We start from the raw sequence: 25,608 nt of genomic DNA on the forward strand, positions 1-25,608 counted from the left end.
CCCGGCCCTCGGTGCGCTCGGTGCGTTCGCTCATGCGGTGCTGGCCGGGCATGTGCTCACGGCCCTCGCTGCGCTCGGTGCGTTCGCTCATGCCAGCGCCTCCACGTGGGTGGCCCGGGCCGCGGCGATCGAGCCGAGCAGCGCCGCCCGGTCGGCGGGCGCGGTCGCGCCGGCCTTGGCGGCGTTCGCGTGGCCCTGCTGCTCGGCGCGGCGCAGCTCGGCGAGCACGGCGTCCGGAGCGTCGGCCGGTGCCCCGGACGCCGGGCCGGTCGGGCCGGTGGCCGGGCCCGAGGGCGCCGGCCGGCCGATCACCCGCCGCAGCTCGTCGGCGTGCGCCCGGTGCGCGTCGGCGATCGGGGTGAGCCGCGCGGCCAGCGTCGGCGCGGTCGAGGCGGCGGCCCGGTGCCGTGCCTCCAACGCGAGCGCCTCGGCCGCCAGCGGCTCCAGTGCGTCCGGCGGCGGTGGCTCGTCGTCGCGGTCGAAAGGATCACAACCAGTCAGCGGCGCGGCCGCGCCACCGAGCGCCACGAGCGCGCCGGCACGCAGCAGGCGACGCCGGGAATGCCCCGCTCCGCCCTGGTCGGATGGTGTTCTGCCGATCCCCACCGGACAAGTCAACACCATCCCCGCCACCCCGTGGGGCAGGGTCGTCGGTGCGCCGCCCGGTCCGCCACCCGGCCCAGGCGTTACGCTCTGCGCAGCCACCGGGCGCGAACGCCCCGGTGGCGTGCCGGCATTGCGGGTCGACCGCGCACGCCGGCCCGGACGAACCCGGCCCCGACGGGCCGTGGCAACAGCAGAGAGGTGCGCGGAATGACGCAGCGTGGCCGTGCCACCCGGTCGTCCGGGCCCGCCGGGCGGCCCCGCCGGTCCGACGGCCCGCGCGGTCCGGAGCGGAGCGGCGCACCCCGAGGCGATCTGGCCGCCCGCCGGGCCCGGCTGCGCGAGGTGATCGAGCCGGTGGTCACCGCCGCCGGCTACGACCTGGAGGATCTCTCCGTCTCCCGGGCCGGGCGCCGGCACGTGGTCCGGGTGATCGTGGACGCCGACGGCGGGATCAACCTGGACGCCGTCGCGGACGTCTCCCGGGCCGTCTCCACCGCGCTGGACGCCGCCGATGAGGCCGGCGGCGACATCGTCGCCGGCGAGTACCAGCTCGAGGTCAGCTCGCCGGGCGTGGACCGCCCGCTCACCCTGCCCCGACACTGGCGGCGCAACGTCGGCCGGCTGGTCAAGGTCACCGTCCGCGGCGACGCCGGGGACCGGCAGCTCACCGGCCGGGTCACGGCCGCCGACGACGAGCGCGTGACGCTGGAGACCGACGCCGGCTCCGCCGCCCATCCGTACGCCGAGCTCGGGCCCGGCCGGGTCCAGGTGGAGTTCTCCCGCCTGGACGACCTGGCCGACGCCGACCTCGACGACGACACCGACACCGACGACGAAGATCTGGAGGACGAGGAGAGGTGAACATCGACCTCGCGGCGCTGCGCGCCCTGGAGCGCGAGCGGGAGATCCCGTTCGACACGATCCTCGCGGCGATCGAGACCGCGCTGCTGACCGCGTACCGGCACACCGACGGCGCCGAGCCGCACGCCCGGGTGGAGATCGACCGTAAGAGCGGGGCCGCCTCGGTCTACGCCCAGGAGATGGACGACGACGGCACGGTCGCCCGGGAGTGGGACGACACCCCGCACGACTTCGGCCGGATCGCCGCGATGACCGCCAAGCAGGTGATCCTCCAGCGGCTGCGGGAGGCCACCGACGAGGTGCACTTCGGCGAGTACGCGGGTCGCGACGGCGACCTGGTCACCGGCGTGGTGCAGGCGCACGAGGCCCGCAAGGAGAAGGGCATCATCAGCGTCGACCTGGGCAAGCTGGAAGGCGTGCTGCCGCAGTCCGAGCAGGTGCCGGGCGAGGACCCGCAGCACGGCGAGCGGATCCGCTGCATCGTCGTGCACGTCGCCAAGGGCATGCGCGGGCCGCAGATCACGCTGTCCCGGTCGCACCCGGCGCTGGTGAAGAAGCTCTTCGCGCTGGAGGTGCCGGAGATCGCCGACGGCACGGTGGAGATCGGCGCGATCGCACGTGAGGCAGGTCACCGCACGAAGATCGCCGTACGCTCCACCACGCCCGGCGTGAACGCCAAGGGCGCCTGCATCGGCCCGATGGGCCAGCGGGTCCGCGCGGTGATGAGCGAGCTGCACGGCGAGAAGATCGACATCATCGACTGGTCGGACGACCCGGCCACCTTCGTCGGCAACGCGCTGTCGCCGGCCAAGGCCCTGCGGGTCGAGGTGGTCGACCTGGCCAGCCGCGCCGCCCGGGTCACCGTGCCGGATTTCCAGCTCTCGCTCGCGATCGGCCGGGAAGGTCAGAACGCCCGCCTGGCGGCCCGGTTGACCGGTTGGCGCATCGACATCCGCTCCGACGCGGAGTCCTCCGGCACCGCCGGCCGCAGCGGAGCCGCTCACGTACCGGAGCCGGGCGGCGCGATCTCGAGCAGCTAGGGGTAGACTTTCTCAGTGGCACGACGCGAGCTGCCGGAGCGCACCTGTGTGGGCTGCCGGAAACGAGCGCCGGCCAGCGAGTTGTTGCGGGTCGTCGCGGTCGGTGACGAGGCTGGTCAGACCAGTCTCCGGCCCGATCCGGCCCGCAGACTGCCGGGTCGGGGAGCGAACATGCACCCCAATCCGGCCTGCTTCGCGCAGGCGGTGCGGCGCCGCGCCTTCGGGCGGGCACTGCGGGTCGCCGGGGTCCCCGACCACGGCGCGCTTGCCGAGCACGTCGACGCGCAACCCCCGACGAGCGGTCAAACCCGACCGGTCGCGGGTCGCTAGCAAGGTAGGACGACCGACATGAGCACACGATGAAGTCGCAGAAATGACCAGGCTTCAAGTGCACGAGTGAGGTTGTTGCGGGTGCTGCCCGCACGACCTCGGAGTGAGGAGTGCAGTGGCAGGAAAGGCCCGCGTACACGAGCTTGCCAAGGAGCTCGGGGTCGAAAGCAAGACCGTTCTCGCCAAGCTCAAGGAGATGGGCGAGTTCGTGAAGTCCGCCTCCAGCACCGTCGAGGCGCCTGTCGCCCGACGGCTGCGGAACGCGTTCGTGGCGTCCGCCGGTTCGCCGGCGCCCGCCGCCCCGCCGGCTGCCGCGTCCAGCGGCCCGGCACCGACCCCCACGCCCACCCCGACCCCGGGTGCCCCCCGGGTCTCGGCCCGTCCGATGCCGCCTCGGCGGCCGGCCGCGCCGACCCCTGGACCGCGGCCCAAGGGCCCGGTCCCCGGCCCGCCGCAGCCGGCGACCCCGGTCGCCAAGCCGGCGAGCGCGCACGACATCGAAGTGGCGGCCGCGGAGGCACGTGCCGCCGCGCTGAAGGCTGAGCAGGAGGCCGCGGTCAAGGCCGCCCAGGCCGCCCGCCAGCAGCAGCGCGAGACCCCCCGCCGGGAGCCCCCGGCCGAGGGCGGTCCCCGTCCCGGCCCGCGTCCCGGCCCGAACGCCATGCCGCCGCGTCCGGGTTCCCCGGCCGCGCGTCCCAGCGGTCCGGGTCAGGGTCAGGGCCCCGGTGCCCGGCCGGGCGGTCGCCCGCCGGCGCGTGGCGCCGGCAACAACCCGTTCGGCATCCAGGGCGGCCAGCAGCGTCCCCCGGCCGCCGGTGCGGGCGGTCCCCGTCCCAGCCCGGCCGGCATGCCGCCGCGGCCCAGCCCGGCGTCCATGCCGCCGCGGCCGAGTCCGGCGTCCATGCCGAGCCAGCGTCCGACCACCGGTCGCCCCGGCGGTCCCGGTGGCGGTCGTGGCGGCCCCGGCGGCGGCGCGGGTCGTCCCGGCGGCGGCGGCGGCTTCCGCGGCGGTCCCGGTGGCGGCGGCGGTGGCGGTGGTTACCGCGGCGGCCCCGGTGGCGGCGGCGGTGGCGGTGGCTTCCGTGGCGGTCCCGGCGGCGGCGCCGGCGGCGGTGGCGGCGCGCCCGGTGGCGGTTTCCGTCCCGGTGGCGGCGGTGGCCGTCCGGGTGGCGGCGGTCGCGGCCGTGGCGGTGGCGCGGCGGGTGCCTTCGGGCGTCCCGGCGGTCGGCCGACCCGCGGTCGCAAGTCCAAGAAGCAGCGCAGACAGGAGTTCGACAACCTGTCGGCCCCGACCATGTCCTCGGGTGCGCCCCGCGGTCAGGGTCAGGTCGTCCGGTTGTCCCGTGGCGCCTCGCTGTCGGACTTCGCCGACAAGATCAACGCCAATCCGGGTTCGCTGGTCCAGGAGATGTTCAACCTGGGCGAGATGGTGACGGCGACCCAGTCCTGCTCCGACGAGACCCTGCTGCTGCTGGGTGAGCACCTCGGCTTCGACGTGCAGATCGTCAGCCCGGAGGACGAGGACCGCGAGCTGCTCGCGCAGTTCAACATCGACCTCGACGCCGAGGTCGCGGCGGACCGCCTGGTCAGCCGTGCGCCGGTGGTGACCGTCATGGGTCACGTCGACCACGGTAAGACCAAGCTGCTCGACGCGATCCGCAAGGCGAACGTCGTCGCCGGCGAGGCGGGTGGCATCACCCAGCACATCGGCGCCTACCAGGTCCACGTCCCGCACGAGGGCGAGGACCGCGCGGTGACCTTCATCGACACCCCGGGTCACGAGGCGTTCACCGCCATGCGTGCCCGTGGTGCCCAGGTGACGGACATCGTGATCCTGGTGGTGGCGGCCGACGACGGCGTGATGCCGCAGACCATCGAGGCGCTCAACCACGCCAAGGCGGCGGACGTGCCGATCGTGGTCGCGGTCAACAAGGTCGACAAGCCGGAGGCGAACCCGGACAAGGTTCGCCAGCAGCTGACCGAGTACGGCCTGGTCGCCGAGGAGTACGGCGGCGACACCATGTTCGTCAACGTGGCCGCCAAGCCCGGTATCGGCATCGAGGAGCTGCTCGAGGCCGTCCTGCTGACCGCCGACGCGTCGCTGGAGCTGACCGCTCCGATCGACGGGCCGGCGCAGGGTGTGGCCATCGAGGCGCACCTGGACAAGGGCCGCGGCGCGGTGGCGACCGTGCTGGTGCAGAAGGGCACGCTGCGGGCGGGTGACTCCATCGTCGCCGGTGGGGCGCACGGCCGGGTGCGGGCCATGCTGGACGAGAACGGCAAGCCGGTCGACACGGCCGGGCCGGCGCGTCCGGTCATGGTGCTGGGTCTGACCACGGTGCCGGGTGCGGGTGACACCTTCCTGGCCGCCGAGGACGACCGCACCGTGCGGCAGATCGCCGAGCAGCGGCAGGCACGGCGGCGGGCGGCGTCGTTCGCCAACTCCCGTGGCCGGGCCACCCTCGAGACGCTCATGGAGCAGCTCAAGGAGGGCGAGAAGACCTCGCTCAACCTGGTGCTCAAGGGCGACGTCTCCGGTTCCGTGGAGGCGCTCGAGGACGCGCTGTTCAACCTCGACATCCCCGAGGAGGTCCAGCTTCGGATCATCCACCGGGGCGTGGGCGCGATCACCGAGAGCGACGTCATGCTCGCGAGCGCCTCGTCCGAGGCGGTCACGATCATCGGCTTCAACGTGCGGGCCGCCAACAAGGTCCGCGAGATCGCCGACCGCGAGGGCGTGGAGATCCGGTACTACACGGTCATCTACCAGGCCATCGAGGAGATCGACGCCGCGCTCAAGGGGCTGCTCAAGCCGGAGTACGAGGAGGTCGAGCTGGGCACCGCGGAGATCCGCGACGTCTTCCGCTCGTCCAAGATCGGCAACATCTCCGGCTGTATCGTCCGGTCCGGCCTCATCCGCCGCAACGCCAAGGCGCGGCTGCTGCGGGACGGGTCGGTCGTGGCGGACAACCTCACGATCAGCTCGCTGAAGCGGTTCAAGGACGACGCGACCGAGGTCCGCGAAGGCTTCGAGTGTGGTCTGACGCTGGGCGGTTACAACAACGTCCAGGTCGGCGACATCATCGAGACCTTCGAGATGCGGGAGAAGCCGCGCGCCTGAGTGGTGTGCACGACCGGTCGACGGCCGGGGCCTTCGGGCCCCGGCCGTCGCCGTTTCCGCAGGCTGAGACAATCTCCGGCGTGATCGGGTACGCACTGCTCCTCGCCCCCTCCGCCAACCGCGTCTACGCCGACGCGGCCGCCCGGCTGGCCCGCGCCGAACTGGCCGTGTTCGCCGGCTCGGGCGTGCTCGACGCGCCGCCGTCCGACGCGGAGGTCACCCGCATCGGCGGAGTGGAGTACCTGACGTTCACCGCGCCCGCACCCGGCCTCGGCGCGCGGGACCTGGCCCACCTGGCGAACCTGTCGGCGGCGTACGCGCTCTTCGAGCGGGTCGGTGACGACCTGCTCCGACCGGTGCCGCTGCATCCGCTGGCCCGGTACGACTCGGACCTGATCACCATCCCCAAGTACGCCGGCAAGACCAACGAGCAGTTCACCCGGCTCCTGCTCAACGTCACGCTGCTCGCCTCCGCCGCCGCGCCCCGGATGCTCGACGGCGGGCTGGTGGTGCTGGACCCGCTCTGCGGCCGGGGCACCACGCTCAACCAGGCGCTCATGTACGGCCACGACGGCATCGGCGTCGAACGCGACAGCCAGGACGTGGAGGCGTACGCGACGTTCCTGCGTACCTGGCTGCGCCGCAAGCGGCTCAAGCACACGGCGGAGACCACGTCGGTGCGCCGGGACCGCAAGCTGGTCGCCCGCCGCTTCGAGGCGGTGCTCTCGCCCTCGAAGGACGCGCACCGGGCCGGTGCCACCCAGCGGATCGTCGTGCTGAACACCGACACCACCCGGGCCCGCGAGGTGCTGCGTCCCCGCTGCGCCGACGTGCTCGTCACCGACACGCCGTACGGGGTGGCGCACGGCAGCCGCACCGGCCAGGGCCTGTCCCGCAGCCCGCTGGAGCTGCTCACCGCCGCCGTACCGGTGTGGCGGGAGCTGCTGCGGCCGGGCGGCGCGCTGGGGCTGTCCTGGAACACCCACGTGGCGCCGCGCGCGGCGGCCGAGGCGGTGCTGACCGACGCCGGCCTGCGCGTCGTCGACGGGCCTGGCTGGCGGGATCTGGCCCACCGGGTCGACCAGGCCATCGAGCGGGACGTGCTCGTGGCGGTCGCGCCATGACCGGGTGACCGGCGGTGGCCCTGTCTTATCCGGGTGACCGGCGGCGTCCCGGCGCGTACCGTTGCTCGCCGTGTATACCGGAACCGCGCTGTTCGACCTGTTGCTGCCGGGTGACTCCCGGTCCCTGAAGGCCAAGCGGTCCTACGTCCGGCCGATCGTCGCCGCGCTGCGCAAGTTCGAGGTCTCGGTCGCCGAGGTCGGCGCGCTCGACCTGCACGGCCGGGCCGAGATCGGGGTGGCCGTGGTGGCCGCCGAGCCGGCCCACGTCCGCGAGGTGCTCGACTCCTGCGAACGGATGGTCGCCGCCCGCCCGGAGACCGAACTGCTGTCGGTGCGCCGCCGCCTGCATGGCGCGGACGACTGACCCGGCCCGCGTGGCGTACGGCGGCCCGGCCGCGCCGCGCGTCGCCCGGCGGGGCGCGGGTAATGTTCTTCGACGTTGGGCGGTCGGACCCGGCGGCGCCCGGCGCCGTCCGTCTCCGGCCGGCGGCTCCCGGTCGCGACGCGATCCGGAGTCGGAGGTGACAGTGATCTGGAGGTGGGGGACATGTCGGATCCGGCCAAGGTACGCCGGCACGCGGAGCGCGTCCGCGAACTGGTCGCGTCGGTGGTGCGGAGCCAGATCAAGGATCCCCGGCTCGGCATGATCACGATCACCGACGCCCGGATCACCGCCGACCTGCGCGACGCCACCGTCTTCTACACCGTGCTCGGTGACGCGGCGGCCCAGGCGAGCACCGCCGCCGCGCTGGAGAGCGCCAAGGGCATGCTGCGCAGCACCGTCGGCAAGGCACTCGGCCTGCGGCACTCGCCGACGCTCACCTTCGTGCTCGACGACGTGCAGAACCAGGTCAAGCACATCGACGACCTGCTCACCGCCGCCCGCTCCGCCGACGCCGAGGTGCAGCGGCTGGCCGCCAAGGCCGCGTACGCGGGCGACGCCCAGCCGTACCGCGTCGAGGAGGACGACGCCGACGCGGAAGGCGACTCCCCGGCGGACGACGCCGAGGGTGACTCCCCGGCGGACGACGCGCCGCGCGGCGGCGACCGCCGGTGACCGAGGCCGTCCCGGGCGGCGGGCCGGTCACCGCCGTGAGCGGCGCGCCGGCCCCCGCCGGTCCCACCGACGCCGACTGGGCGGCCGCCGTCGCGGCGGTGCGGGGCCTCCACCCGGACGCGCGGGTGCTGCTGATCTGCCACGTCAACCCGGACGGGGACGCGCTCGGCAGCATGCTCGGCTTCGCGTTGGGCCTGCGCCGACTCGGGGTACGCCACCTCCAGGCGACGTTCCCCGGGCCGGCCGGCGTGCCGGAGCCGTTCCGCTGGCTGCCCGGCGTCGAGATGCTGGTGCCGCAGGACGACGCGGACCCGGCACCGGACCTGGTGATCTGCTTCGACGCGGCGAGCGAGTCCCGGCTCGGTGACCTGGCCGACCGGCTGGGCGGTGCGGGCACCTCGCTGGTGCTGGACCACCACGCCTCGAACACCGGCTTCGGCGACGTCAACCTGGTGGACCCGCACGCGGCGGCCACCTCCGTGGTGGCGCTGGGGCTGCTGGACCGGCTCGGCGTCCCGCTGGACGCGGCCACGGCGACCGGGCTCTACGTGGCACTGACCACCGACACCGGCTCGTTCCGGTTCGAGGCGACCACCCCCGCCGTGCACGAGATGGCCGCGCGGCTGCTGGCCACCGGCATCCGCCCCGGGGACATCTCCCGGCAGGTCTTCGACACCCGCCCGTTCGGCGCCGTCCGCCTCTTCGGCGAGGTGCTCGGCCGGGCCATGCTGGAACCCACCGCCGCCGACGGGCACGGCCTGGTCTGGACGTACGCCACCCGTGACGACCTGGTCCGCCACGACCAGCCGGCGTACGTGTTGGAGGCGCTCATCGACTCGGTCCGCTGCACCGCCGAGGCGGACGTGAGCTGCGTGGTGAAGCAGTCCTCGGACGCCGAGTGGGCGGTCTCGCTGCGCAGCAAGGGCGCGGTGGACGTGAGCCGGGTGGCGGTCGGCCTGGGCGGCGGCGGGCATCGCTTCGCGGCCGGTTTCACCGGTCGGGGCCCGCTCGACGACGTGATCGGGAGCATCCGTGCCGCACTCACCCCCGCCGTGCTGACCACCCCACCCGCCTGACCACTCCGTCCCGCAGCCCCGCCACCCCCACCCCCACCCCACCCCTGACCTTCCCTGCGTCGATCTTGCGTTTGCCGCCCCTGGAACGTCGGTTTCGTACCGAATGGGCGGTCCGTAACTGCCAGATCGGCGACCGGGGTGTCGGGGCGTGCCCGCCTGGGGTGGGATGTCCGGTTCCGGGGTGGTGGGCGGCACGCTCGCGGCGGAATCGTCGACGGGGTCGCGGCGTTGTATCCCGGTGCACGGCCGAGGAAGGCAAGCGCCCGCCCGCCCCCTGGGAATGACGGTGGGGTCCCGGTCGTTGCACAGTCTTCCGGCGCCGCGTCGAGGCCCCCGCCCCGCGAGCAGCCGGAACCCCCGAGAACTTCTTTGTGCGCCTGACGGTGCCCGCACCCCCCGGTGCGTTGACCCCCGAATGGAGCCTTTCTGATGAACACGATGCTGCGTAAGAGTGTGCTGGGTATTGCTGGTCTGGCGTTCACCGGTGGTGTGTTCGCCGGTCCGATCGCCGCGCACGCCGACGCCTCCGCCCATGTGGCGAAGCCGGTCGTCGCCGTGCAGGGCGAGCAGTCCACGATCAACCTGAACGACGAGCAGACGGCCAACGTCAAGGCGATCATCGCGGCGACGAAGAAGGCCGGGCTGCCGGAGCGGGCCGCGGTCATCTCGATCGCGACCGCGTTGCAGGAGTCGAAGCTGGAGAACCTGGGCCACCTCGGCGACCGCAACGACCACGACTCGCTGGGCCTGTTCCAGCAGCGCCCCTCCTCGGGTTGGGGCACGCCGGAGCAGATCACCGACCCGGAGTACTCGACGCTGGCGTTCCTGAAGGGGCTGAAGCAGGTCGACGGCTGGCAGGACATGCCGCTGACCAAGGCGGCGCAGACGGTGCAGGTGTCGGCCTACCCGGACGCGTACGCCCAGTGGGAGAAGCAGGCCACCGATCTCGTCAACAAGCACTGGACCAAGTAAGACGGCGCGAGGGCCGGCACCCGCCGAGGGTGCCGGCCTTCGGCGTTTCCCCGCAGACACGAGGCGTGCCGGTCTTCCCGCGCTACGTCACGCTGGGGACAATCGGATGATGGATCACCCCCGTGAGCTCACCGTCGAGGCGCCCCGGGTCTGGGATCGGCCGGTCGTCTCCGTACCGGTGTTGATCTGCCTCTCCCTGGTCGGTGGCCAACTGCCGTCGTTCTCGACGGTGGCGAACCTCTACATTCTCGGCACCGGCGGGGGGTTGATCTGGGTCGGTCTGAGCAACCGGGTGCCCCGACGCCCGGCGCCGCGGCGGCTGCCGTCGGCCGCGCTGTGGTGGCTGCTGCCGGTCACCGTCTTCGGGGTCTTCGAGGGGGCGACATTCGTGCTGTCAGTGGGCGACGACTTCCCCACCTTCTCCCGGCTGGCCGATCCGCTGCTCGAGGATCACCTGGCCCGCTCGGGGGCCTGGTTCGCCTGGCTGGCCGCGTTCTGGGGACTGGTCCGCCGATGATGCGCGCGTTGGCCATCGGCGGCTTCCTGACCGCCCTGTTGCTGTTCGCGGTCGTCGAGTGGGCCGCCCGTCGGGAGGGTTCCCGGGTGCCGTCCCTGGCGGACGTCTGCGCCTTCGTCATGCGGTACGAGGTCGGGCCGGTGCCGGTGGGCCGGATCGGTCTGTTCGGCTTCTGGTGGTGGCTGGGCTGGCACTTTCTCGCCCGCTGAGACGCCGCCGGAAACGGGGTCGGCTGTCCGCATCGCGGGAACAGTGGGCACTATCTGGAAAGTGAACGTTAATTTGGGTGCGGGACCGGCGCTTCGCGGCGCTGGTCACGGGGGGTGGTGCCGCACCCGGCGCTACCTCCCTCCAGGGTCAGACCGACCCGGGCTCACGCTGCCAGGCGAGCCGCTCCGGTGATCCCGGACCGCTGCCCGGCGCGCAGCAGGCCGACGACTCCGGTCGCGGCGCGACGGTCGTCGCGTCGTCGACGACGGGGCGTCGGACGCCCGCAGGGCCGCCGTGCCTCGGTGGTCCGCACCCTGGAAGGACATGCCATGCCGAGCAAGCGCAAGCCGCAGACCGAGACCACCAACGACGAGGCGCGTGAGCAGATGCGTCGCGCGTTGCAGACCTCGATGGACACCCGTCAGTGACGCAGGCCGTCCGGCGGTGACGCCGGCCGGCCGGGGCCCCGCGACACCGTGACCGGCCCCACCGCCAGCGTCACCGCCGCACCGGTCGCCGCGCCCGCGACACCGGACCGGAGCCCGCGCCCACCCCCGCCGCCGGGCGGGGCCGCCGCGCGGTGGAACGACAGCGCTACCGTCACCCGGTGCGCCGCATCCTCGTCGTCGGCAGCTCGGGTGCCGGCAAGAGCACCCTCGCCGGTGAACTGGCCCGGCGACTCGACCTCCCGCTGATCCACCTCGACCGTCACTACTGGCGGCCCGGCTGGGTCGCTTCGACCGGCGCCGAGTTCCGCGCCGAGGTGGCCGCGCTGGCTGCCCGCCCGGCCTGGGTGATGGACGGCAACTACGCCAGCACCCTCGACCTCCGGCTGCCCCACGCCGACCTGCTGGTGCTCTGTGACCCGCACCGGTTGCGGTGCCTGGCCCGGGTGACGCGTCGCCGCTGGGCCCACCGCGCCGAGCCCCGACCCGATCTTCCCGAGGGCTGCCCGGAGCGCGTCGACCTCGAATTCCTGCGCTACGTCTGGCGCTATCCGCGCCACTCCCGCCCCCGGGTGTTGGCGGCCGTCGCCGCGTACGCCCCGAACCTGCCGGTGCGTCGGCTGCGCGGCCGGCGGGACGTGGCTCGCTTCCTGGCCGGGATGGGTAAGCGGTCCTAGCGGGTTGCGTTCCTTACCGAGCGCGTGCCAGGATCGGCGGCGATGAGCACGACTGCCGCCCCCGCCTCCGCCGCCACGCCCCGGCGGATCGCCGCGCTCGCCCTGCCCGCGCTGGTGGTGCTGGCCGCCGAGCCGCTCTACGTGCTCGTCGACACCGCGGTGGTCGGCCATCTCGGGCGGGTGCCGCTCGCCGCGCTCGCCGTCGGCGGCACGGTCATGACACTGACCGCCTGGATCGGCACCGTCGTCGCGTACGGCACCACGGGGCGGTCGGCCCGCCGGTTCGGTGCGGGGGACCGGGCCGCCGCGGTGGCCGAGGGCGTCCAGGCGTCCTGGCTCGCGCTGACCGCCGGTGTGCTGGTGGCGGTCGCCATCGGCATCGGCGGGGGCGCGTTGGCGCGTACCCTCGTGGGCGGTCCCGGCGAGGTGGCCGACGCCGCCGCCGGTTGGCTGCGGGTCGCGGCGCTCGGTGCCCCCGGCCTGCTGCTCGCCGCCGCCGGCAACGGCTGGCTGCGCGGTATCCAGGACACCCGCCGGCCGCTGCTGTTCGTGCTCGCCCCCAACCTGCTCTCCGCGCTGCTCTGCCCGCTGCTTGTCTACCCGGCCGGGCTCGGCCTGGTCGGCTCCGCGGTGGCGAACGCGGTGGCGCAGACGCTCTCCGGCGTCCTCTTCGCGGCGGCGCTGGTCCGCGAGCGGGTCTCCCTGCGGCCCCGGCCCCGCACCATCGGGCAGCAGTTGGTGCTCAGCCGCGACCTGCTCGTCCGGGGCGTCGCCTTCCAGGCGAGCTTCCTGTCGGCGACCGCGGTCGCGGCCCGCTTCGGCGCCGCCGCGGTCGGCGCGCACCAGATCGCCGTACAACTGTGGTTCTTCACCGCGCTGGTGCTGGACGCCCTCGCGATCGCCGCGCAGGCCCTGGTCGGCGCCGCGCTCGGCGCCGGCGACGCGGCCGGCGCGCGGTTCCTCGCCCGCCGCGTCGCAGTGCTCGGCGGCGTGTGCGGCGTGGCGTTCGCGGTGCTCATCGCCGCCGGCGCCGGCGGGGTGCCGTCGTTGTTCAGCTCCGATCCGCAGGTACGCGAGCAGGCCCTGGTGGCCTGGCCCTGGCTGGTCGCGCTCCAGCCGATCGGTGGCGTGGTGTTCGCGCTCGACGGGGTGCTGATCGGCGCCGGCGACGTGCGCTACCTGCGCAACCTCACCATCGTGGCCGCGCTGGGCGGGTTCCTGCCGGCGATCTGGCTGGCCTACGGCCTCGACCTCGGGCTGGGCGGGATCTGGGCCGGGCTGACGCTGTTCGTGGTGCTCCGGCTGATCGCGCTGCTGCTGCGACTGCGTTCCGGCGCCTGGGCGGTCGTCGGCGCGGTCCGCTGACCGCCGCGCGTCGGGCGGGCATCGGCCGGGCCGACGTCAGCAGGTGTCCGGGAGGTCGAGGGTCTTGTCCGGGTCGAAGACCGCGTCCGGATCCGGGTCGACGGGACCGCCGAACGCGGGCTTGCCAAGCGCGAGCAGGCCCTTGTCCCAGGCCGCGCAGTCGATGTTGGAGGCGTACGAGTCGGACTTCTCGAGCCAGAGCCCGAGCGAGCCGCGGCGCACGTCGTCCGGGTGGGGCACGCTCCACACCACGGTGTCGTGCACCACCACGACACCGTCGCCCGGCTCGGTGCTCGCGGTGGGGAACGCGTACGCCCAGACGAAGTTCGTGGTGACCGCCAGGATCCGGATGCCGTGCGGATCCCTGGTGGCCCGGTAGCTGATCCGGCCCTTGACCCGGGGCTGGTCGGCGGTGAGCCGGGCGCCGGGGGTCAGCCGGGTGGCGTAGCTGCCCACCTCGCCGGAGGGGACGTCGCGGCGCAGGTCGGCCCGGGCGTCCGGCGCGAACTGGCGGACCAGCCGCTCCGGGTCCTTCGCGCTGAAGAACGCGCGGTCCAGCCGGGCGGTCACCAGCGCCCTGCGCACCTTGGCCAGCGTGTCGGCCACCTGCTTCTCGGTGAACGGGCCGGTCCGCTTGGCCCGGGGCAGCGCGATCCCGGCCGCGCCCCGCGGAAAGCCGGCGGCCGGGGTGCCGTCGAACGGCCCGGTGGTCGGTGGCGGCGACGCCGAGGTGACGGCCTGCTCGCCGCCGGGCGGGCTGACCGTCGGATGGGCCACCGGTCCCGCCTGCCAGCGTCGGTATCCCTGGTAGCCGACCGTGGTGACCACCCCGGCGCAGGCCAACAGCAGCACCGCGACCGCGCCGCCGAGCAGCTTGCCCGAGTGCCGGTTCAGGCCGATGCGCCAGCGGGCGAGGCGGGTGGGCTCGGCCTCCGGGGCGGCCTGGCGGAGCCACTCGGGAACCCGCCCCAGAGCATCCGCGGACAGCGGGTCGGCGGGGTGGGGCTCGGGGGTGGCGCGGTGATCGGTCATCGGACTTCCGGGGCGGTGGGGACGAGGGCGCATGATCTTGACACTCCGCTGACCGGGGCGGTATCCCCCGCGGGGTCGGTCGCCGCCGTCTGGCAGGCTTGGCGGGCGTGAGCACAGACGGTCTGATCGTGGTCGACAAGCCCGGCGGCATGACGTCGCACGATGTGGTGGCCCGCATCCGGCGGCTGGCCCGGACCCGCCGGGTCGGGCACGGCGGCACGCTGGACCCGATGGCCACCGGTGTGCTCGTGATCGGGGTGGGGCGGGCGACCCGGCTGCTCACCTACGTGATCGGCGCGGGCAAGAGCTACGCCGCGACGATCCGGCTCGGCCAGGCCACTGTCACCGACGACGCCGAGGGGGACGTGATCGCCACCACCGCCACGGCGGGGGTGACCGACGACGCGATCCGGGCCGCGCTGGCGGCGCTGACCGGCGAGATCGACCAGGTGCCGAGCGCGGTGAGCGCCATCAAGATCAACGGAGAGCGGGCGTACAAGCGGGTCCGCGACGGGGAGAGCGTGGACCTGCCGGCCCGTCGGGTCACCGTCTCCCGCCTCGACGTGCTGGCCATCCGCCGGGACACCCCGGACGTGGTGGACGTGGACGTGGACGTGACCTGCTCGTCCGGGACGTACATCCGGGCCGTCGCGCGGGACGCGGGCCTGGCCCTCGGGGTCGGCGGCCACCTCACCGCGCTGCGTCGGACCGCCGTCGGCGGCTTCGCGCTGGCCGAGGCGGCCACCCTGGCGCAGCTCGAACAGCGCGCGCCGGAGGTGGTGAACCTGCCGCTGGACGCCGCCGCCGCGCGGTTCTTCCCGCGCCGGGACGCCACCGCCGAGGAGACCCGCACGCTGTCCCACGGCGGGCCGCTGGCCCCGGCCGGGATCGCCGGTCCGTACGCGGTCTTCGATCCGGCGGGCGGGCTGATCGCTATCGTCAGCGAACGGGACGGGCGGGCCCGCGCGGAGATCGTGCTGGCCCCGGCCTGACGGCGCGCGCGGCGGACAGGGGAGGAACGGCATGCAGCGGTGGCGGGGGTACGAGGCGGCGCCCGGCGGCTGGGGGCGTTCGGTGGTCACCATCGGCGTCTTCGACGGGGTGCACCAGGGGCACCAGGCCACCATCGGGCACGCCGTGGCGCGCGCCCGGGAACTGGGCGTCAAGTCGGTGGTGGTGACGTTCGACCCGCACCCGGCCGAGGTGGTCCGCCCCGGGTCGCACCCGGCGGTGCTCACCGAGCCGGCCCGCAAGGCGGAGCTGATCGAGGCGCTCGGCGTGGACGTGCTCTGCGTGGTGCCGTTCACCGCCGAGTTCTCCCGGCTGCCGGCCGAGGCGTTCGTGCACGACATCCTCACCGAGCACCTGCACGCCGCGCTGGTCGTGGTCGGCGACAACTTCCGGTTCGGGCACCGGGCGGCCGGTGACGTGGCGCTGCTGGAGCGGCTGGGCCGCACGTTCGGCTTCGGCGTGGAAGACGCCCCGCTGGTCGCCGAGGCGGGCACCGTCTTCTCGTCCACGTACATCCGCTCCTGCGTCGACGCCGGTGACGTGCGCGCGGCGGCGGCGGCGCTGGGCCGCCCGCACCGGGTCGAGGGTGTGGTGGTCCGCGGCGACCAGCGCGGACGTGAGCTGGGTTACCCCACCGCCAACCTGCTGACCCACCGGTACGCGGCGGTGCCCGCCGACGGGGTGTACGCGGCCCGGCTGGTGCGTCGCGGCGGCGACCCGCTCGTGGCGGCGGTGTCGATCGGCACGAACCCGACGTTCTCCGGCCGGGAACGCCGGGTGGAGGCGTACGCGCTGGACTTCTCCGGTGACCTGTACGGTGAGCGGCTGGCGCTGGACTTCGTGGCGCACCTGCGCGAGCAACGGACGTACGACGCGATCGAGCCGCTGGTCGCCCAGATCGCCGAGGACGTGGAGCGCACCCGACGGGCGGTGTCCTGACCCGCGAGGGGAGACCTTGACCGGCCGGTCCGGTCCGGGGCTGGTAGGCTGACGGAGACGTCGGCTGACCGACGGGAGCCTCGCGTGCCTGCACGACGCCGCGGGCGCGAGGAATCCGGTCCGTCGCACCGGTCGCCACGACCGCTCCGACAGACCTCATCGAACCACCCACGAAACAGGGAGAACATGGCGCTCGACCAGGAAGCCAAGGCCAAGATCCGCCAGGAGTACGCGACCGCCGAGGGCGACACCGGTTCGCCGGAGGTGCAGGTCGCGGTCCTGACCAAGCGGATCGCGGAGCTGACCGAGCACCTGAAGGTGCACAAGCACGACCACCACAGCCGCCGTGGGCTGCTGCTGCTGGTCGGCCGGCGCCGTCGGCTGCTCAACTACGTCCAGAAGAAGGACATCAACCGCTACCGCTCGCTCATCGAGCGGCTCGGCCTGCGCCGATGAGCTGACGGGGGAGTGGCCACTCGGCCGCTCCCCCGTTCCGGTACCACCAGAAAGAAACCCGGCCGCGCGACGACCCGAGAGGGAGCCGGTCAGCACCGGTCTCCGGTAGTGGCCCCCGGGAATCCCGGCATCATGCCGGCCCACCCGGGCGCTTCGATCGAAGACCGGCCGCCTGAGCAGTTCCCGTGTCGTCGGCCGACGACGCGAAGGAGCACCACAGCACATGACCGAGACCAACCTCGGCACCGAATCCCGCACCGCCGTGATCGACAACGGGTCCTTCGGCACCCGTGAGATCACCTTCTCCACCGGCCGACTGGCCAGGCAGGCCGCCGGCTCCGTCGTCGCCCAGCTCGGCGAGACGGTCGTCCTCTCCGCCACCACCGCCGGCAAGCAGCCGCGTGAGTCGTTCGACTTCTTCCCGCTGACCGTCGACGTCGAGGAGCGGATGTACGCCGCGGGCCGGATCCCCGGCTCGTTCTTCCGCCGCGAGGGCCGGCCCAGCGAGGACGCCATCCTCACCTGCCGGCTGATCGACCGGCCGCTGCGCCCGTCGTTCGTCAAGGGCCTGCGCAACGAGGTCCAGGTCGTCGAGACCGTGCTGGCGCTCGACCCGCAGCACCCGTACGACGTGGTGGCCATCAACGCCGCCTCGATGTCGACCAAGCTCTCCGGCCTGCCGTTCTCCGGCCCGATCGGGGCGACCCGGGTCGCGCACGTGGACGGCCAGTGGGTCGCCTTCCCGACCCTGGAGGAGCTGGCCCGGGCCACCTTCGACATGGTCGTGGCCGGTCGCACCCTGGCCGACGGCGAGGTCGCGATCATGATGGTCGAGGCCGAGGCGACCCCGAACGCGGTGGCCCTGATCTCGGACGGCGCCACCGCGCCGACCGAGGAGATCGTGGCCAGCGGCCTGGAGGCCGCCAAGCCGGCCATCCGCGAGCTGTGCCGGGCGCAGAGCGAGCTGGCCGAGGTGGCCGCCAAGCCGGTCAGCGAGTTCCCGGTGTTCCTGGACTACTCCGACGACGCGTACGACGCGGTGGCCGACGTGGCCCGCGCCGACGTCACCGAGGCGCTCAAGATCGCCGGCAAGGCCGACCGCGAGGAGGCCCTGGACCGCATCAAGGCCAAGGTCGCCGAGGAGCTGTCCGGCCGCTTCGAGGGCCGCGAGAAGGAGCTGTCCGCCGCGTTCCGCTCGCTGACCAAGTCCGAGGTCCGCAACCGGGTGCTGCGCGAGCAGGTCCGCATCGACGGCCGCGGCCCGCGTGACATCCGTCCGCTGAGCGCCGAGGTCGGCGTGCTGCCGCGGGTGCACGGCTCGGCGCTGTTCGAGCGCGGCGAGACCCAGATCCTGGGCGTCACCACGCTGAACATGCTCCGCATGGAGCAGATGGTGGACACGCTGTCCCCGGAGAACCGCAAGCGCTACATGCACAACTACAACTTCCCGCCGTACTCCACCGGGGAGACCGGCCGCGTCGGCTCGCCGAAGCGGCGCGAGATCGGCCACGGCGCGCTGGCCGAGCGGGCGCTGATCCCGGTGCTGCCGTCGCGCGAGGAGTTCCCGTACGCCATCCGGCAGGTCTCCGAGGCGCTCGGCTCCAACGGCTCCACCTCGATGGGCTCGGTCTGCGCCTCGACGCTGGGCCTGCTCTCGGCCGGTGTGCCGCTGAAGGCCCCGGTCGCCGGCATCGCCATGGGCCTCATCTCCGACGAGGTCGACGGCAAGACCCAGTACGTGACGCTGACCGACATCCTCGGCGCCGAGGACGCGTTCGGCGACATGGACTTCAAGGTCGCCGGCACGCGTGACTTCGTCACCGCGCTCCAGCTCGACACCAAGCTCGACGGCATCCCGTCGGACGTGCTGGCCGCCGCGCTCCAGCAGGCGCACGAGGCCCGGCAGACCATCCTCGACGTGATGCAGCGGGCCATCGAGACGCCGGCCGAGATGTCCGACTACGCGCCGCGGGTCACCACCGTCAAGATCCCGGTCGACAAGATCGGCATGGTGATCGGCCCGAAGGGCCAGACCATCAACGCGATCCAGGACGAGACCGGCGCCGAGATCTCCATCGAGGACGACGGCACGATCTACGTCGGCGCGACCAACGGCCCGTCGGCCCAGGCCGCGGTGGACCGGATCAACGGCATCGCCAACCCGACCCTGCCGAAGGTGGGGGAGCGGTTCCTCGGCACCGTGGTGAAGACGGCCGCGTTCGGCGCGTTCATCTCGCTCCTGCCGGGCCGCGACGGCCTGCTGCACATCTCCAAGGTGGGCGACGGCAAGCGCGTCGACAAGGTCGAGGACTTCCTCAACGTCGGCGACAAGGTCGAGGTCGAGATCGCCGACATCGACGCCCGCGGCAAGATCTACCTGGACAAGATCCGTCCGGAGGGCGCCGAGGCGCCGGCCGCCGGCGAGGCCGCCGGTGGCGAGCGTCCGGCCGGCCGGGACCGCGGCGGCGACCGTGGCCCGCGTGGTGACCGTGGTGGCGAGCGCGGCGGCGACCGTGGCGAGCGCGGCGGCGACCGCGGCGGCGAGCGTCGCTCGGAGGGTGGCGGTGAGGGCGGCGACCGCCCGCGTCGCCGCACCCGGCACAGCTGATCGACCGACCGGCCCGGGTGACGTCCGCGTCACCCGGGCCGGCCCACGGCTCCAGGTCGCACGGCGGGCTGGAGCCGTCGTTCGTCCCACCCCACCCTTCGTGGCACGGAGAGCAGGTTTGTCGTGAGTTCGTCCACCCCGGCGGCACGGGCGGTCACCCGCACCCTCAGCGACGACCCGCTCGGCGGCACCGTCCGGCGCACCGTGCTCCCCAGCGGACTGCGGGTGCTCACCGAGGCGATCCCGGCGATGCGCAGCGTCTCGTTCGGCATCTGGGTGGCGGTCGGCTCCCGGGACGAGACCGGGTCGCAGGCCGGCGCCGCGCACTTCCTGGAACACCTGCTCTTCAAGGGCACCAGGAAGCGCAGCGCGCTGGAGATCTCGTCCGAGATCGAGGCGGTGGGCGGCGAGACCAACGCGTTCACCACGAAGGAATACACCTGCTACTACGCGCGGGTGCTGGACGAGGACCTGCCGCTGGCCATCGACGTGATGTGCGACGCGGTCGCCGACTCGGTACTGGCCGCCGCCGACGTGGAGACCGAACGCGGCGTCATCCTCGAAGAGATCGCCATGCACGACGACGAGCCCGGCGACGAGGTGCACGACCTGTTCGCCCGCGCCGTCTACGGCGACCACCCGCTCGGCCGGCTCATCTCCGGCACCGAGGAGACGGTCACGCCGATGACCCGGCGGCAGATCCAGAACTTCTACCGCAGCCGGTACACCGCGCCGCAGATCGTCATCGCCGCCGCCGGCAACCTCGACCACGCCGCCGTGGTCAAGCTGGTCCGGCAGGCGCTGCGGGACACCCCGCTGGACACCGACCCGGCCGCGCCGGCGCCGCACCGCGCGACCACCCCGGCGGTACGCACGAAGTCGGCCACCACACTTGTCGAGCCGAAGGAGACCGAGCAGGCGCACGTGCTGCTCGGCTGCCCCGCCATCGACCGCACCGACGAGCGGCGCTTCGCCCTGGGCGTGCTCAACAACGTGCTCGGCGGCGGCATGTCCAGCCGGCTGTTCCAGGAGATCCGGGAGCAGCGCGGCCTCGCGTACTCGGTCTACTCCTACGCCAGCCAGTACGCCGACAGCGGCGTGTTCGCCGTCTACGCCGGCTGCGCGCCCGGCAAGGTGGACGAGGTGCTGGCCCTGACCCGCGCCGAGCTGGCCCGGGTGGCCGCCGAGGGGATCACCGAGGCCGAGCTGGTCCGGGGCAAGGGGATGAGCAAGGGCTCGTTCGTGCTCGGGCTGGAGGACACCGGCTCCCGGATGAGCCGGCTGGCCAAGGGCGAGCTGCTCTACGGCAACCTGATGCCGGTGGACGAACTGCTGGCCCGGGTGGACGCGGTGACGCTGGCGGACGTGAACGACCTCGCCGCCGAGCTGCTCGGCCGACCGATGTCGCTGGCCGTGGTCGGCCCGTTCGACTCCGGCGCGTTCCCGGTCGACAGCTGACCGGTCCGGCGGGTGGGGCGCGTCCCGATTGGGATAGGTTGTGCCCCGTGACTGACGTGCGGGAGAAGGGCTCGGCCGAGGCGGCGCGGGTCGGTGTGCTGGGTGCCCGGGGCCGGATGGGCCTGGAGGTCTGCAAGGCGGTCGACGCCGCCGCCGACCTGGAGCTGGTGGCCGCCGTCGACCAGGGCGACGACCTGGCCGCGGTGGCCGGCGCCGGCGCCGGGGTGGTCGTCGACTTCACCACGCCCGACGCGGTCATGGACAACCTGCGCTGGTGCGTCGAGCGCGGCGTCCACGCGGTGGTGGGCACCACCGGCTTCACCGAGCAGCGGCTCGCCCAGGTGCGGGAGTGGCTGGCCGACCGGCCGTCGGTGGGCGTGGTGATCGCGCCCAACTTCGGCATCGGCGCGGTGCTGATGATGCAGTTCGCGGCGCGCGCCGCCCGGCACTTCGAGTCGGTCGAGATCGTCGAGCAGCACCACCCGCGCAAGCTGGACGCGCCGAGCGGCACCGCCACCCACACCGCGCGGCTGATCGCGGCGGCCCGCGCCGAGGCCGGTCTCGGTCCCGCGCCGGACGCCACCCGCGACGAGGTGGCCGGCGCCCGGGGCGCCGACATCGACGGGGTACGCGTGCACGCGGTACGCGCCACCGGCCTGGTCGCCCACCAGGAGGTGCTGTTCGGCACCACCGGTGAGACGCTGACCATCCGGCACGACTCGTACGACCGGGCCTCGTTCATGCCCGGGGTGCTGCTGGCGGTCCGCGAGGTGGGTCGCCGGCCGGGCCTGACCGTCGGCCTGGACGCCCTGCTCGACTGATTCCCGCCGCGCCGGCCGGCCGGCGTGCTGATGGCCGGCGTGTTGGGGTGCGGCTGCGCAACGGCGATCAAGCGGCGTGGTCGTCGGCGGGTGCAGGCTGGGCGCATGACCTCGACGGACGGACTCACCGGCCTCCTCGACGTGCTCCAGGCCGCGCTCGACGACCCGGAGGTCGCCCCGGTCGACCTGGCCGCGCGGGCCCACCTGTCCCGGTTCCACTTCGACCGGCTGGTCGCCGCGGCCACCGGCGAACCGCCCGGCGTGCTGCGCCGGCGACTGCTCCTGGAACGGGCGGCGTACCGGCTCGTCACCAGCGACCGGACCGTCCTCGACATCGCGGTCGAGGCCGGGTACGGCTCGCACGAGGCGTTCACCCGTGCCTTCCGTCGGTCGTACGGCTTCGCCCCGACCGCGGTCCGGCGACGTCGTCCGCCGACCTTCCGCGAGCTGGAGCTGCCCTGCCCCAGCGGCGTCCACTTCCAACCGCCCGGTGGCCTGAGGCTGCCGGCCGCACGTCAGGAGACCCCGATGAACGTGCTCCAGTCCCTGGTCGACCACCACGTCCAGACGCTCACCGCGATCATCGACCGCGCCGCCGGTCTCGACGACCAGGTCCTCGACCGGCCCGTCACCGTGTCCGTGGAAACCATCGACGAGCAGCCGACGCTCCGCTCACTGGTCAACGCCATGGTCACGCAGGAGGAACACTGGCTCTCGGCGCTGCGCGGCGGCGAGTGGCCCGACGAGAGCGACCGGTCGATGACCGGCCTGGCCGCCCGGCACGCGGTCGCCGGCCGCGACTGGCGGGCCTTCGTGGCCCGGACGCTTGCCGACGGCACCCTGGCCGACACGTTCGTCGACACCACCTGCACGCCCCCGAGCACCCACACGCTCGGCGGCACCATCGGTCACGTGATCACCTTCGCCGCCGTGCGTCGGACCCTGGCGATCGGCGCACTGTGCAGCGCCGGGGTCACCGACCTCGGCGCCGGCGACCCGCGCCCGTACCTCGACCGCGTCGCCCTCGCCACCGACTGACGTGAAGGAGGGGCCCCCGGTTAACGCATTCTGCATAACAAGGGGACCCTATTAACGCCTGCCGGACCGCCGTGACCTCGGCGAAATCGATGGTCGGTGGGCGCAGCCGAGCCTAGGCTGACCACCATGATCGACTCTGGAGAGCGTGACCGCCTCGGCCGCCGGGTGACCCTGCGGCCGGTGGACGACGACAACTGGCGGCCGGTGGCCGACGTGGCCCCGCGTGACGACCAGCGCGCCTTCGTCGCCGCGCTGGCCGCCCGCTACCTGCTGCTCTCCACGCACTCGGACGTCTGGAACTCGCTCGCCGTGTACGCCGACGACACCGTGGTGGGGCACGTGATGTGGGGCGTGGACGACGACGGCTCCCGCTGGATCGGCGGCATGGTCGTCGATGCCGCCGAGCAGGGCCGGGGGCTGGGCCGCGCCACGGTACGCACGCTGGCCGACTGGCTGGCCGAGGCGGGCCGGCCGATCCGACTGAGCTACCACCCGGACAACACCGCGGCCGCCGCCCTCTACACCTCACTCGGCTTCCGCCCCACCGGCGCCATGGAGGACGACGAACTGGTGGCCGAACTCCACCCCTCCTGACCCGCCCCCGTTGATCAAGAAGTTTGCGTCAGGGTCGCCGTCGGATCCGACGCAAACTTCTTGATCAACGCCGTCAGGGGCGGGGAAGGGGGGTTTCGGAGGGGGTGCGGGGGGTGGGGATGTGGGCGGGGCGCAGGGTGGAGGGCAGGTTTGTCAGGGTGGGGTGGCCGGTGTGGGTGACCGTGGCCGTCACCGGGGTGCCGGCGATGCGGAGGTTGGTCGCGGTGAGCGCGCCCAGTTCCGGGCCGGCCAGCGGGCGCAGGTCGACCCGGCCGTTCGGCACGTCGGGGTAGACGCCGAGACCGGCCTGGAGCAGCAGCACGGCCGCCGCCGCCGACCAGGCCTGCGGGCGGCACGCCGCCGGGTAGGGCACGGGTCGGCCGAGCGCCGCCCGGTCGTCGCCGCCGTACAGCTCGGGCAGGCGGTAGTCGAACGCCTCGGCGGCGGCGAGCAGGCCGTCGGCGAGGCGTAGCGCCGCGTCCCGGTGCCCGTCGCGGGCCAGCCCGGCGAGCACGATCGCGGTGTCGTGCGCCCAGATCGAACCGCAGTGGTACGACAGCGGGCTGAACCCGGCGTCGTCGGTGGACATGGTGCGCAGCCCGAAGCCGCCGGCCATCGCCTCGGTGGAGAGCAGCGCCGCCACCTGGGCAGATTCGGCGTCCGACAGCAGCCCGGTGCCGAGCAGGTGGCCGATGTTGCTGGTCAGCGCGTCGACCGGGCGCTTGTCCCGGTCCAGTGCCAGCGCGGGTTGCGGGCCGTGGCGGCCGTCCACCCAGAACGCCGCGCGGAACCTGGTGGCGAGCCGGTCGGCGTAGCCGCGCCAGCGGTCGGCGTCCGGACGACCGAACGCGTCCAGCAGGTCCGCCCCGTCGGTGGCCGCGCGGTACGCGTACCCCTGCACCTCGGCCAGCACGATCGGCGGCGCGGCCAGCCGGCCGTCGCGGAAGCGCACCGCGTCGCCGGAGTCCTTCCAACCCTGGTTGGCCAGGCCGTGGCCGGTGGTGTCGATGTACTCGACGAAGCCGTCGCCGTCGGCGTCGGCGTGCTCCCCGAGCCAGCGCAGCGCCGCCTCCAGGTGCGGCAGCAGCGGCTCGATCTGGTCGGCGGGCAGGCCCCAGCGCCAGGCGTCGTGCAGCAGGCTGACCCAGAGCATGGTCGCGTCGACGGTGCCGTAGTACGCGGGCGGCAGCCGCAGCCCCTCGTTCGGGGCGAACTCGTGCCGGCGCAGCTCGTGCAGGATCTTGCCGGGCTGCTCGCCGGTGGCCGGGTCGACCCGGGTGCCCTGCCGGCGGGCCAGCACCCGCAGCGTGCCGGCGGCCAGCTCGGTGCCGAGCGGCAGCATCATCCGGGCGGCCCAGAGGCTGTCCCGGCCGAACAGGGTGAGGAACCAGGGCACGCCGGCGCCGAGGAAGACGTCCTCCGGGTGGGCCGGCTCGGCCAGGCGCAGCGCGTGCAGGTCGGCCAGGGACCGGTTGAGCAGCCGGAGCAGTCGGCGGTCGTCGGCGGCGACCCGGGGTTCGGCCCAGCCGGGGCCGGGCGGCGCGGCGGTCACCACGGCCCGCGGGTCGGTGACGGCGAGCCGCCAGCGCAGCGTGACCGAGTCGCCCGGGTCGACGGCGACCGCCCAGCTCAGGCGCGGCGCGACGGCGCGCTCGCCGGTGGCGTCCACGGTGGCGCCCGCGCCGGTCACGGTCACGGTGAGGCCGTCGGCGGCCCACTGCACCCGGCCCGGCTCCCCGGCCTTGGCCTCCAGCGGTTGGCCGGTGTGGCCGGTCTTGACCTGCTCGATCGGGGCGAGATCGCAGGCCAGGTCCACGGTGACGGTGGTGCGGACCGGCTCGGTGGCGGTGGACGACACCACGATCTCCTCGGTGAGACCGGCCGGGCCGGCCCGTCGGGTGCGTTCGACCCGGACGGTCGGGTCGGGGGTGGCGTCGCCGAGCCAGCGGGCCAGCGCGACGAAGCGGGCGCCGTGCGGGCCGGCGGCGCCGTTCGCGATCGTCTCCGGCACCCGGTCGTCGAGGCGAAGCTCGGCGCGGGAGAGCACCCGGGCGTCGGCGTGGAAGACGCCCTGGACGCCGTGCGGCCGGAGCTGTCCGGCCGCGTCGCCGAGCGCGCTCGTGGGGGCGTGCACCACCCCGACCAGGTCGTGCAGCAGTGGTTGGAGGTGGCGTTCGGTCACGGGGGAACTCCTGGTGCTGATCGGTGGCGCGGATGTCTTGACAACTGGCTGCGGCCGGGTGCAGAGT

Annotated in this window: 23 protein-coding genes and 1 pseudogene; 21 read left to right on the forward strand and 3 right to left on the reverse strand. The window is 73.9% G+C overall.

Going from position 1 to position 25,608, the window contains the following annotated elements; genetic code table 11:
• Positions 1-87: 87 nt before the first annotated feature.
• Positions 88-549 (reverse strand): hypothetical protein, encoded by a 462-nt coding sequence (locus C8054_RS07590; protein ID WP_199199592.1) that lies wholly within the window; start codon positions 547-549, stop codon positions 88-90.
• 264 nt (positions 550-813) lie between these two features.
• On the opposite strand from C8054_RS07590, the gene rimP reads away from it, so the two are divergent.
• From rimP to C8054_RS07660, 13 genes and pseudogenes are all read left to right on the forward strand, one after another.
• Positions 814-1,467 carry a ribosome maturation factor RimP gene (gene rimP, locus C8054_RS07595; protein WP_107156015.1) on the forward strand — a complete coding sequence of 218 codons (654 nt, stop codon included), beginning with the start codon at positions 814-816 and terminating at the stop codon, positions 1,465-1,467.
• A complete protein-coding gene (nusA, locus tag C8054_RS07600) occupies positions 1,464-2,507 on the forward strand; it encodes a transcription termination factor NusA (RefSeq protein WP_107156016.1) in 1,044 nt (347 codons plus the stop codon). The genes rimP and nusA overlap by 4 nt, the downstream gene beginning before the upstream one ends.
• A gap of 15 nt (positions 2,508-2,522) precedes the next feature.
• Positions 2,523-2,859 (forward strand): annotated as a pseudogene (locus C8054_RS07605) (YlxR family protein).
• A gap of 93 nt (positions 2,860-2,952) precedes the next feature.
• Entirely contained in the window at positions 2,953-5,958 is a 3,006-nt protein-coding gene (gene infB / locus C8054_RS07610; protein ID WP_107156018.1) for a translation initiation factor IF-2, read from the forward strand.
• Between the two features lie 80 nt (positions 5,959-6,038).
• The gene (locus tag C8054_RS07615) at positions 6,039-7,082 is read left to right on the forward strand and encodes a TRM11 family methyltransferase (protein WP_107156019.1); all 1,044 of its coding nucleotides are present in this window, start codon (positions 6,039-6,041) and stop codon (positions 7,080-7,082) included.
• A 70-nt stretch (positions 7,083-7,152) separates the two neighbouring features.
• Positions 7,153-7,446, forward strand: a complete 294-nt coding sequence (locus tag C8054_RS07620) for a DUF503 domain-containing protein (protein ID WP_107156020.1) — start codon at positions 7,153-7,155, stop codon at positions 7,444-7,446.
• A 183-nt stretch (positions 7,447-7,629) separates the two neighbouring features.
• Positions 7,630-8,139, forward strand: a complete 510-nt coding sequence (rbfA, locus tag C8054_RS07625) for a 30S ribosome-binding factor RbfA (RefSeq protein ID WP_107156021.1) — start codon at positions 7,630-7,632, stop codon at positions 8,137-8,139.
• Between the two features lie 35 nt (positions 8,140-8,174).
• A complete protein-coding gene (locus tag C8054_RS07630) occupies positions 8,175-9,215 on the forward strand; it encodes a bifunctional oligoribonuclease/PAP phosphatase NrnA (RefSeq protein WP_107156084.1) in 1,041 nt (346 codons plus the stop codon).
• A 429-nt stretch (positions 9,216-9,644) separates the two neighbouring features.
• A complete protein-coding gene (locus C8054_RS07635) occupies positions 9,645-10,187 on the forward strand; it encodes a hypothetical protein (protein WP_107156022.1) in 543 nt (180 codons plus the stop codon).
• Positions 10,188-10,296: 109 nt separating this feature from the next.
• Positions 10,297-10,704, forward strand: coding sequence for a hypothetical protein (locus C8054_RS07640; RefSeq protein WP_107156085.1), 408 nt, complete (start codon positions 10,297-10,299; stop codon positions 10,702-10,704).
• Entirely contained in the window at positions 10,704-10,913 is a 210-nt protein-coding gene (locus C8054_RS07645; protein ID WP_199199594.1) for a DUF6186 family protein, read from the forward strand. The genes C8054_RS07640 and C8054_RS07645 overlap by 1 nt, the downstream gene beginning before the upstream one ends.
• 608 nt (positions 10,914-11,521) lie before the next feature.
• Positions 11,522-12,037, forward strand: coding sequence for an adenylate kinase (locus C8054_RS07655; protein WP_107156025.1), 516 nt, complete (start codon positions 11,522-11,524; stop codon positions 12,035-12,037).
• A gap of 42 nt (positions 12,038-12,079) precedes the next feature.
• Positions 12,080-13,402, forward strand: a complete 1,323-nt coding sequence (locus C8054_RS07660) for an MATE family efflux transporter (RefSeq protein WP_107156026.1) — start codon at positions 12,080-12,082, stop codon at positions 13,400-13,402.
• Between the two features lie 36 nt (positions 13,403-13,438).
• Here C8054_RS07660 and C8054_RS07665 read toward each other — a convergent pair whose 3' ends face one another.
• Positions 13,439-14,434: a PepSY domain-containing protein gene (locus C8054_RS07665; protein WP_107156027.1), complete on the reverse strand. Its 996-nt coding sequence runs from the start codon at positions 14,432-14,434 to the stop codon at positions 13,439-13,441.
• A gap of 107 nt (positions 14,435-14,541) precedes the next feature.
• Here C8054_RS07665 and truB point away from each other — a divergent pair, with 107 nt between their 5' ends.
• From truB to C8054_RS07705, 8 genes are all read left to right on the forward strand, one after another.
• Positions 14,542-15,426: a tRNA pseudouridine(55) synthase TruB gene (gene truB, locus C8054_RS07670; protein ID WP_107156028.1), complete on the forward strand. Its 885-nt coding sequence runs from the start codon at positions 14,542-14,544 to the stop codon at positions 15,424-15,426.
• A 31-nt stretch (positions 15,427-15,457) separates the two neighbouring features.
• Positions 15,458-16,384, forward strand: a complete 927-nt coding sequence (locus C8054_RS07675; RefSeq protein ID WP_107156029.1) for a bifunctional riboflavin kinase/FAD synthetase — start codon at positions 15,458-15,460, stop codon at positions 16,382-16,384.
• A 186-nt stretch (positions 16,385-16,570) separates the two neighbouring features.
• Complete coding sequence (gene rpsO / locus C8054_RS07680; RefSeq protein WP_013284678.1) at positions 16,571-16,840, forward strand: 30S ribosomal protein S15; 270 nt, start codon at positions 16,571-16,573, stop codon at positions 16,838-16,840.
• Between the two features lie 223 nt (positions 16,841-17,063).
• Positions 17,064-19,448, forward strand: coding sequence for a polyribonucleotide nucleotidyltransferase (locus C8054_RS07685; protein WP_107156030.1), 2,385 nt, complete (start codon positions 17,064-17,066; stop codon positions 19,446-19,448).
• 123 nt (positions 19,449-19,571) lie between these two features.
• A complete protein-coding gene (locus C8054_RS07690) occupies positions 19,572-20,906 on the forward strand; it encodes a pitrilysin family protein (RefSeq protein WP_107156031.1) in 1,335 nt (444 codons plus the stop codon).
• Positions 20,907-20,953: 47 nt separating this feature from the next.
• On the forward strand, positions 20,954-21,727 hold the full coding sequence (gene dapB, locus C8054_RS07695) for a 4-hydroxy-tetrahydrodipicolinate reductase (protein ID WP_107156032.1): 774 nt from the start codon (positions 20,954-20,956) through the stop codon (positions 21,725-21,727).
• Between the two features lie 105 nt (positions 21,728-21,832).
• The gene (locus C8054_RS07700; RefSeq protein ID WP_158273816.1) at positions 21,833-22,765 is read left to right on the forward strand and encodes a helix-turn-helix transcriptional regulator; all 933 of its coding nucleotides are present in this window, start codon (positions 21,833-21,835) and stop codon (positions 22,763-22,765) included.
• Between the two features lie 126 nt (positions 22,766-22,891).
• Complete coding sequence (locus tag C8054_RS07705) at positions 22,892-23,359, forward strand: N-acetyltransferase (RefSeq protein WP_107156034.1); 468 nt, start codon at positions 22,892-22,894, stop codon at positions 23,357-23,359.
• 73 nt (positions 23,360-23,432) lie between these two features.
• On the opposite strand, the gene C8054_RS07710 is transcribed toward C8054_RS07705, so the two are convergent.
• Positions 23,433-25,541 carry a glycogen debranching N-terminal domain-containing protein gene (locus C8054_RS07710; RefSeq protein WP_107156035.1) on the reverse strand — a complete coding sequence of 703 codons (2,109 nt, stop codon included), beginning with the start codon at positions 25,539-25,541 and terminating at the stop codon, positions 23,433-23,435.
• Positions 25,542-25,608 lie beyond the last annotated feature (67 nt).

The organism is Micromonospora sp. RP3T, from assembly GCF_003027925.1.
Taxonomy (GTDB): domain Bacteria; phylum Actinomycetota; class Actinomycetes; order Mycobacteriales; family Micromonosporaceae; genus Micromonospora.